Source organism: uncultured Methylibium sp. (assembly GCF_902826655.1).
Taxonomy (GTDB): Bacteria; Pseudomonadota; Gammaproteobacteria; order Burkholderiales; family Burkholderiaceae_C; genus Methylibium.
On record NZ_CADEFR010000120.1, the window covers coordinates 1 to 3,593 of the forward strand.

The following is a 3,593-nucleotide window of genomic DNA, read 5'->3' on the forward strand; positions in this document are numbered from 1 at the left end:
GAGCCGCCGGCGGAGTCGCCCTCGACGATGTAGATCTCGCACAGCGCCGGGTCCTTCTCCTGGCAGTCGGCCAGCTTGCCGGGCAGGCCCATGCCGTCGAGCACGCCCTTGCGGCGCGTCATCTCGCGGGCCTTGCGCGCGGCCTCGCGGGCGCGCGCGGCCTCGACGATCTTGCCGCAGATGATCTTCGCGTCGTTGGGGTTCTCGAGCAGGTAGTCGGTGAGCAGCTTGCCGACGATGTCTTCGACCGGGCCGCGCACCTCGGAGCTGACCAGCTTGTCCTTGGTCTGGCTGCTGAACTTGGGCTCGGGCACCTTGACGCTGATGACGCAGGCCAGGCCTTCGCGCATGTCGTCGCCGGAGATCTCGACCTTGGCCTTCTTGGCGAGCTCGTTGTCGTCGATGTACTTGTTGATGACGCGGGTCATCGCGGCGCGCAGGCCGGTGAGGTGGGTGCCGCCGTCGCGCTGCGGGATGTTGTTGGTGAAGCAGAGCACCGACTCGCTGTAGCCGTCGTTCCACTGCATCGCGACCTCGACGCCGATGTTGGTGCCGAAGTCGCTGGTCTTGTCGCCCAGGGCATGGAAGACGTTGGGGTGCAGCACCTTCTTGCCGGTGTTGATGAACTCGACGAAGCCCTTCACGCCGCCGGCATAGGCGAAGTTGTCTTCCTTGGCGTTGCGCTCGTCGACGAGGCGGATCTTGACGCCGTTGTTCAGGAAGCTCAGCTCGCGCAGGCGCTTGGCCAGCACGTCGTAGTGGAAGTCGATGTTGTTGAAGATCTCCTCGTCGGGGAGGAAGTGCACCTCGGTGCCGCGCTTCTCGGTCTCGCCGGTGATCTTCATCGGGCTGACCTCGAAGCCGTCGCGCACCTCGATCAGCCGGTCCTGCGGCACGCCCTTGCGGAACTCGAGGAAGTGCACCTTGCCGTCGCGGCGCACCGTGAGGCGCAGCGACTTGGACAGCGCGTTGACGCAGGACACGCCCACGCCGTGCAGGCCGCCGCTGACCTTGTAGCTGTTCTGGTTGAACTTGCCGCCGGCGTGCAGCTCGGTCAGTGCGATCTCGGCGGCGCTGCGCTTGGGCTCGTGCTTGTCGTCCATCTTGACGCCGGTCGGGATGCCGCGGCCGTTGTCGATGACGGAGATGGAGTTGTCGGTGTGGATGGTGACGACGATGTCGTCGCAATGGCCTGCCAGGGCCTCGTCGATCGAGTTGTCGACGACCTCGAAGACCAGGTGGTGCAGGCCGGTGCCGTCGGAGGTGTCGCCGATGTACATGCCCGGGCGCTTGCGCACCGCCTCCAGGCCTTCGAGGATCTGGATCGACCCCTCGCCGTAGCCGGTGTCTTCGGGCTTGGGGTCGGGGCTGGTGGATTCACTCATGAGGCTGCAAGCAAAGAGGGCCGCGGTGCGGCCCGGTTGTCAATCTGACTGGAACCCCCGCCTGGCGGGGGCAGGGGGTGCAAAAACGAACGGCATGCAATGCCGATGCGATCTGACGCCAGGCGTCAGATCCGCATCGGCATCACCACGTACTTGAAGCCGGCCTGCTCGGGCACCGTCACCAGCGCCGAGCTGTTGGCGTCCTGCAGCGACAGCGTGACCATCTCCTGGTCCATGTTGGCCAGCGCGTCCATCAGGTAGGTGACGTTGAAGCCGATCTCGATGGCGTCGCCGCCGTAGTCGATCTCGAGTTCTTCCTTGGCTTCTTCCTGCTCGGCGTTGCTGGAGGCGATGCGCAGCACGCCGGGCTCGAAGTTCAGGCGCACGCCCTTGAACTTCTCGCTGGTCAGGATGGCGGCGCGCTGCAGGCTGGCCAGCAGCGGCGCGCGGCCCAGCGTGACGTGGTTCTTGTGATTCTTGGGGATCACGCGGTTGTAGTCGGGGAACTTGCCCTCGACCAGCTTGGTGACGAACTCCATGCCGCTGAAGGCGAACTTGGCCTGGTTGCCGGCAAAGCGCATCTCGATCGCGGTGTCCTCGTCTTTCAGCAGGCGCTGCAGCTCGAGCACGGTCTTGCGCGGCAGGATGACCTCCTGCTTGGGCATCTCGACGTCGAGCGTGGCCTGGGCCAGCGCCAGGCGGTGGCCGTCGGTGGCCACCAGCGTCAGGCTCTTGCCTTCGGCGACGAACAGGATGCCGTTGAGGTAGTAGCGGATGTCGTGCACCGCCATCGCGAAGTGCACCTGGGCGATCAGCGCCTTCAGCGACTTCTGCGGCACGCTGAAGGCCGGGCCGAAGTCGGCCGCCTCCTGCACCAGCGGAAAGTCCTCGGCCGGCAGGGTCTGCAGCGTGAAGCGGCTCTTGCCGCCGGCCAGCACGAGCTTGCTCTGGTTGCTGGACAGCGTGACGTTCTGGTCGGCCGGCAGGGTGCGCAGGATGTCGATGAGCTTGCGCGCGCCGACGGTGCTGCTGAAGTTGCCGCCGTCGCCGTCGAAGCTGGCACGGGTGCGGACCTGGATCTCGAGGTCGCTGGTCGTGAACTCGATGTCGTTGCCGGTCTTGCGCATCAGCACGTTGGCCAGCACCGGCAGCGTGTGTCGACGCTCGACGATGCCCGCGACCGCTTGCAGCGCACCAAGAAACTTTTCCTGCGGGCTCTTCAAGACAATCATGTAGACCTCTTAACTTAGTCGTTCTTAGTAGGGGACAGGCCGTCTTGTGGACAAGGCTATTTTCACTTGTTCCGGCGGCCACTTAGGCGGGCGCGAACCCTGTGTGCCGCAGGCCTTGAACTGCAAGGTCGACCGACAACAACTTCGGCGACCGGCGAGTCGCTGTGGATGACCGAGGGCTTGTGCCGGATTTGTCCCCAGGCTTGTCACTTGACGGAAGGGTGGCGCGCATGCTTCAGCCCTTGAGGGTCTGTTCCAGCACGTGAAGCTGCTGGTTCAACTCGGTGTTCTTGCTGCGCTCGCCGCCGATCTTGCGCACCGCATGCAGCACGGTGGTGTGGTCGCGGCCGCCGAAGAGCTCGCCGATCTCGGGCAAGCTCTTCTGGGTCAGCTCCTTGGCCAGGTACATCGCGATCTGGCGCGGCCGGGCGATCGAGGCCGGCCGCTTCTTGCTGTACATGTCGGCGACCTTGATCTTGTAGAAGTCGGCGCAGGTCTTCTGGATGTTCTCGACCGAGATCTGGCGGTTCTGGATCGACAGCAGGTCCTTCAGTGCCTCGCGGGCCAGCGCGATGTTGATGTCCTTCTGCGAGAAGCGCGCATAGGCCAGCACCTTGCGCAGCGCGCCCTCGAGCTCGCGGACGTTGGCGCGCACGTTCTTGGCGACGAAGAAGGCCACGTCCTCGGGCATCGGTGTGCCTTCGCCGTCGGCCTTCTTCATGAGGATGGCGACGCGCATCTCCAGCTCGGGCGGCTCGATCGCGACCGTCAGGCCGGCATCGAAGCGGCTGGTGAGGCGCTCGTCGATGTCGGCCAGCCCCTTGGGGTAGGTGTCGCTGGTCATGATGATGTGGGCCTTCTTGGCCAGCAGCGCCTCGAAGGCGTTGAAGAACTCCTCCTGGGTGCGCTCCTTGCCGGCGAAGAACTGCACGTCGTCGATCAGCAGCAGGTCGAGCGAGTGGTACTTGGCCTTCAG

The 3,593-nt window shown here is 65.0% G+C and carries 3 protein-coding genes; all 3 read right to left on the reverse strand.

The features are described 5' to 3' along the window. Positions 1–1,385 (reverse strand): ATP-binding protein (locus QZV97_RS20545; protein ID WP_295647231.1); only part of this gene is annotated, 1,385 nt, incomplete at its 3' end. Between the two features lie 125 nt (positions 1,386–1,510). After that, a complete protein-coding gene (gene dnaN, locus QZV97_RS20550) occupies positions 1,511–2,617 on the reverse strand; it encodes a DNA polymerase III subunit beta (RefSeq protein ID WP_295647233.1) in 1,107 nt (368 codons plus the stop codon). A 235-nt stretch (positions 2,618–2,852) separates the two neighbouring features. Next, on the reverse strand, positions 2,853–3,593 hold a 741-nt coding region (gene dnaA / locus QZV97_RS20555), incomplete at its 5' end, for a chromosomal replication initiator protein DnaA (protein WP_295647236.1).